4 protein-coding genes and 1 pseudogene are annotated in these 5537 nt (G+C 67.2%); 3 read left to right on the plus strand and 2 right to left on the minus strand.

The genetic code is table 11. The annotated features are described in order from the left end of the window. The coding region (locus Q0C41_RS29395; protein WP_291990237.1) for an acyl-CoA thioesterase at positions 1 to 369 on the minus strand (369 nt) is incomplete at its 3' end. A gap of 149 nt (positions 370 to 518) precedes the next feature. On the opposite strand from Q0C41_RS29395, the gene Q0C41_RS29400 reads away from it, so the two are divergent. Next, complete coding sequence (locus Q0C41_RS29400) at positions 519 to 1088, plus strand: hypothetical protein (RefSeq protein WP_291990238.1); 570 nt, start codon at positions 519 to 521, stop codon at positions 1086 to 1088. A 153-nt stretch (positions 1089 to 1241) separates the two neighbouring features. Here the strand turns inward: Q0C41_RS29400 and Q0C41_RS29405 are convergent, their stop codons facing one another. Beyond that, a complete protein-coding gene (locus Q0C41_RS29405; RefSeq protein WP_291990239.1) occupies positions 1242 to 4382 on the minus strand; it encodes a hypothetical protein in 3141 nt (1046 codons plus the stop codon). Positions 4383 to 4696: 314 nt separating this feature from the next. On the opposite strand from Q0C41_RS29405, the gene Q0C41_RS29410 reads away from it, so the two are divergent. Both Q0C41_RS29410 and Q0C41_RS29415 read left to right on the plus strand, forming a co-directional pair. Beyond that, complete coding sequence (locus Q0C41_RS29410) at positions 4697 to 5281, plus strand: sigma-70 family RNA polymerase sigma factor (protein WP_291990240.1); 585 nt, start codon at positions 4697 to 4699, stop codon at positions 5279 to 5281. A gap of 13 nt (positions 5282 to 5294) precedes the next feature. Then, a pseudogene (locus Q0C41_RS29415) lies at positions 5295 to 5537 on the plus strand (hypothetical protein); the annotation flags it as partial.

Here is a 5537-nt window from a genome sequence, read left to right on the forward strand (position 1 = left end):
CTGTGCGTCGGTCTCGAGCACCAGATCGGGCACCTCGACGCGGCGCCCGTCGGCGTCGATGGCCACGAACGTCAGGTAGGCGTGCGACGTCAGCTTCCGCTCACCGGTCAGCGTCTCTTCACTCATCACTCGCACCTCCACCTCCATCGACGTCCTGAAGGTGGCGGTCACTTCGGCCTTGAGAAGGATCAGGTCACCGACCTTGATCGGGTGCAGGAACTGCAGCCCGTCCACGGCGGCGGTGACGACGCGACTGCGCGAGTGGCGGAAGCACGCGATGGCCCCTGCGATGTCGATCAGGTGCATCACCGTGCCACCCAGGATGAACCCGAGCGGGTTGGCGTCGTTGGGGAGAACGACCTGGACCATCTCGGTGGCGGAGGCGGATGGGGAGTGTGGAGTCAAAGTCAGAAGGGCGAAAAGGGCGAACAGGGCAAAACGACAGAATCGAAGAATACCAAGATCGGAAGATCAAAGGTTCAGAAGGGACAAAGGCGGGGGTGGGCTACGCTGTGACCGTGCGTGTGGTTCGCTTGTACGACCCGTCACGGCAGCCCCCCGACTGGATGGACCTGATTCAGCCAGGCGAGGTGGCGGCCTTCCCGTTGCTGATCGACGGCGAGCAGCCGTGCGACGCCGACGGCCGTCCGACGGGGCACGGCGGGGCGGTCTGCCTGCTGTTCGAGTCGCTGCTGGCCGCGGAGCGCTTCTGCGAGGCGCAGGTGCAGGGCCACCCTGCCGTGCGCTTCGATGTGTTCGACCACGCCGGTCGCAGCCGCCCGCCGCTGGTCACCATCGTCCACCCGTCGCACCGCGCGCGGCTCGAAGGCAACGCCGAGATCAGGCGTCGCAACCACTGGATCGTCGCCACGCTCGTGGCCACGGCGGCCGGCCTGTTCTGGTACGAGTGGTACTCCGACGCCGCGCTGATCGGGCTGCCGACGCTGCTCGCCCTCAACGCCCTGGTGTTCGCCGGACGACTGCTGCAACTCACTGCGGCCTATGCCGGCGTCGAACGCGCCAGACTGGCGCGACAGCAGGCACACGCGGCCGACCACCCCACGTCGTCCACCACCGCACCGCCCTGACGCCCGCGCCACACAGAAAAAGGGGCGGCACCCCGTCGGGCACCGCCCCTTTCGTCCTTCAATCCTTCAGCTCTTTACTCTTCCAACTTCGGCAGTGTCGTTTTGCCCTGTTGGCCCTATTTGCCCTTCTGAACTTTGACTGGCTTGGGCGCCCTAGAAGTCGTATCCGATCCAGACCTGGAAGCGCGAGCGCCTGAACTCCTGGCTGCCACCGAGGAAGGAGAACGCGACGTCCTCGTATTCCTTGTTGAACAGCGTCTTCCATGACCAGTCGAAGTGGATCGGGAAGCCGAGCAGGAAGGTCTCGAGGCCGAAGCCGTAGGAGGCGCGGCCGTCGACGAGGCGGAAGCCGCTGACCACCCGTGGATCGCCGTAGACGGGGCTGATGGCCCCCGTCGTCGGGTCCTGATTGAAGCCCAGGATCGGGCGCACCACTTCGTCGGCCGACGTCGAGAACCGGTACTGCGCGTTCGGGTCGCCGGACGCGAAGCCGTTGCTGGACGGACGGCCCAGCAGGCTGGCGCCGGCCACGCCGCCGAACAGGACGGCGCGGACGCCCCCGAGCACCCCGATCGGGGTCAGCATCGCCTCGATCAGCGGGAACCGGAGTTCGGCGTTGGCGAAGAACCCCTTGTTGCCGACGAACTCGAGGAAGTCGTAGCCGCGCAACTCGGAGTTGCCGCCGAAGAAGAAGAAGTCCGGCGTGTCGCCCGAGCTGTTGAAGCCGCGGAACCGGAACGCCGCGACGCCGTTGGTCGCGATGCGCTGGTAGTAGCGGAAGTCGCCGTCGAAGGTCTGGCGCGACAGCGAGTCGCCGATCTTCGGGGCCACGGTGTAGGCCGCCCGGAACGTGTGGCCGGCGAGCGGGCCGTATTCACGGAACACCGTCGTCTCGCGCGTGAGCGCGACGGTCAGGGGCACGGCCAGGCCGTTGTTGAAGATCGAACCGCCGAACTGGCCCTGCTGGAATTGGGCCGAGAAGTCGTCCAGCTGCTGGTTGCGGAAGCCGTCGTTGAAGTACGACAGGCCGCCCGAGAGCTCCAGACGCGTGTAGCGGTTGAACGGGTAGATCGCGAAGGCGGTGGCCCCGTTGATCGTGCGCGTCGCGATGGCGTCGTCGCGGTCCAGCAGGTAGGCGAACGCCGGGTCGATGAAGCCGCCCCCGAGGCCGTAGTAGAACTGGGTCTGCGAGAACGCCTGGAGCGAGTACTGCACGCGGCGCGACAGGTTCGTGTACGAGCCCGCGAAGGTGCGGAACTGCGCGACCGAGGCGGCGAAGAACGTGAAGTTCTGGTCGCCGAGCACGTCACTGAACGAGATCGCCGTGCCGCCGAACAGGTCGCCACCGCTCGTCACGCCGACGTTGATGGGGGGCCGCCCGTCGAGGAACATCTTCTCGAAGCGGCCCTTGACCCGGCTGTTGGCCGGGATCAGCGTGTGGGTCAGCGGCGCCTGGAAGTCGATGATCGGACCGGGCTCGCCGAAGTCGGCCGACGCGGCGACGGCAATCGGTTCCTTGATCGTCAGCGTGTGGATGCCGTACTCGCCCTTGAAGTAGGTCACGAAGCCGACCTTGGGGCCTTCGGGGTCGGCGAGCACGACCGGCGACACGTTGCCGGTGAGCGCGTCCGTGTACTGCTTGAGCGCGCCGCCCTTGAGGTCGAGCGTCCAGAGGTTGAAGATCTGGCCGTTCTTGACCACCTCCGGGTCGATCGGGCTGGCCGGGTCGACGGCCGTCGACGGGAACACCAGCGTGTTGGCGTCGAGGAACTGCGCCGCGGCTTCGTCGTGTGTGCCGAAGGTGAGCTGGGTCTTGTTGCCCGTCGCGAGGTCGAGGCGGAACAACTTGTCGTTCCCGCTGATCCGCGCCATGTAGACGAGGAACGTGCCGTCCGGCGAGATGGACGGCGCGTAGTCGGCAAAGGCGTCCGAGGTCAGGTTGCGGACCTCGCTGGTCTCGAGGTCGATCTCGAAGATGTCGCCGATGGCGTTGCGCAGGGCGGAGAAGTAGACCTTGCGACCGTCCTTCGAGAACTCCGGCGACTCCGGCACGTCGACGGTGCCGAGGTAGTACCGCTTCTCGATCTTGCCGGTGACGACGTTCTGGATCAGCAGGGACCGCTGCTTCTCCGTCCGGGCGAAGTAGGCGAGGCGGTCGCCGGCAGGCGCCCAGGACATCCACGGCACCGTGTTCCAGCGGGAGCCCGGGACGGCGATGTACTCGAAGCCCGTGTCCTTGCTGAAGCCCGGCGTCAGGTTGCGTACCACCGACCGGTCCTTGGTCGAGAGCAGCACGACGTCGAGTTCGCCTTCCTTGGCGTTGCCGGCCACGGCGGCCAGCAGGTCGCCCGAGGGGGAGGGCTCGACGGTCAGGACGGCCGTATACCGGGTCTCGCCGCGCTCCGGCGCCAGGTCACGCCCGTAGTCGGTGGGGCGTTCCTTGTCGCGGAACGGCTTGAACCGGTCCTTCATGTACTTCTCGAACTGCTGGTCGAACTCGTCGGCCGTGACGCGCAGGGCTTCCTCGTAGGCCGCCTCGCCGCCACCGATGACGCTCTTGCGCAGCGAGAAGAGGTACTGGCGGATGCCTTCCTTGCCCCACTTGGCCTCGATGAACTCGAAGGCGGCGTGCCCGAGGTTGTAGACCAGGCGGGGGTTGGTGAACTGCCCGTACCCCTCGAACTTGGTCATCTTCGGGATGATGTCGGCGACGGTGGCGTCGCGCACCGTCATCAGGTCGAGCGGCCGCCACACGCCGGCCATGTAGTCGGCCAGTCCCTCGTCGACCCAGAGCGGCACCGTCCGGCGCACGAGGGAGCGCGGGATGATGTCGAACTCGAAGATGTGGGTCAGTTCGTGCGTGATGAGGCGATAGAGCTGGTCAGGCGGGTCGTCCACCGGCAGCAGCATGCGGTTGCGCGTCGGCTCGGCAAACGCCGCGACGCCCTCGCTGACCGCCCCGGGAATCACGTTCTGCTGCTGGAACTCGGCCTGCGTCTTGAAGATCAGCAGCGGGATCTTGAAGGCGAGGTCGTGCTTCAGCTCCGACGACAGCTTCTGGTACGCGCTCTCGGCGTACCCGGCCACGCGCTCGAGGTGCTGCTCGGTCTCGGGATAGTAGTAAATCTCGAAGTGGTCGGTCGTGTAGATCTGCCACTTGAAGGAGTCGTACCGGACTTCGTTCTTGCCGAAGTACGGCACGAAGGGCGTCTGCGCGAGCGCGGGCGCCGCCAGGGACGCCATCAGGACGCCTAGGGCAGCGGCGCGCCGCCACGCACGCAACGGCGTATGCATGCAATCTCCTCGAGTCGTGCGAAAAGGCAGGGCGCTGGGCACAAAGCTGGGCAGCTCGGATGCGGTCATGGTACTCGCGGTTTCGGTACCCCGCAAACCGGTGGGGGCGGCACAGTTTGTCACCGTTCCAGTTTGACGCATCCCCGGGCGGGTTGGCTGCGCCGGCCCCGGTATACTGGTCATGGGCCTGGTCCCGGCAGCACCCGGGAATAAATCGCTCATCGCCGGTGTTCTTGGTGGTGATGGAACCGAGGCCACTCTCTCCCATGGCGTTGCCTCCGGGTTCCCGTTGGCTGCCCCGCGTCATTCGCGGCGTGCAGGATCGTGATGAGGTGGTCGGGGGCGATCCCCTGGATTACCTCAACAGCCTCTATGGCCTGGCGCTGAAGCTGACGCGCAATCCCGCGGCCGCCGAGGACCTCGTGCAGGACACGTACCTGAAGGTGGCCCGGTTCTCGCCGAAATTCCGGCAGGGCACCAACCTGAAGGCGTGGCTGTTCACCATTCTCCACAACACCTTCCGGAACGACCGCCGCGGCGCGAGCCGCCAGCCGGTGGACGTCGACAGCGACGTCGTGGAGAGCCTGCCGCTGGCCTCCCCAGACGACGACCCGGAACGCCGGTTGCTGCGCTCCACGCTCGACGGCGACCTGCAGGACGCCCTTGCGGCCCTGCCCGACGCCTATCGCGAGGCCGTCTGGCTCCGCGATGTCGAGGACTGCAGCTACCAGGAAATCGCCGCCATCCTCGGCGTGCCCGCCGGGACCGTCATGTCGCGGATCTCGCGCGGCCGCAAGCAACTGTACGAGCACCTGGTGTCGGCGCGTCGGCGCGCCGAGGCCCCGTCCGCCCTTCCCGCCGGGGCCACGGGGGCCTCCAGCGGGTCCGCGTCGTCGTAGGAACAGGAACACCGTGTCGAACACTGCCCCCAAGAACGATTCGTGCCACGAGATGGCCCCGCTGCTGGCGCAACTCGCCGACGACCATGCCGGCCCGGTCAGCGATCCCCGTCTCGCGCGTCATCTCGCCGAATGCGCCGTGTGCCAGCGCAGCCTGCGCGTGCAGCGCGAGATGCACGGCCTGCTGCGGGCGCGCGCCGTCACCCTGCAGGGACGCGCCCCGGATGCGCTCCGGGCACGGCTGATGGCGCAGGCC

It is taken from the genome of Luteitalea sp., from assembly GCF_022842525.1.
Taxonomy (GTDB): domain Bacteria; phylum Acidobacteriota; class Vicinamibacteria; order Vicinamibacterales; family Vicinamibacteraceae; genus Luteitalea.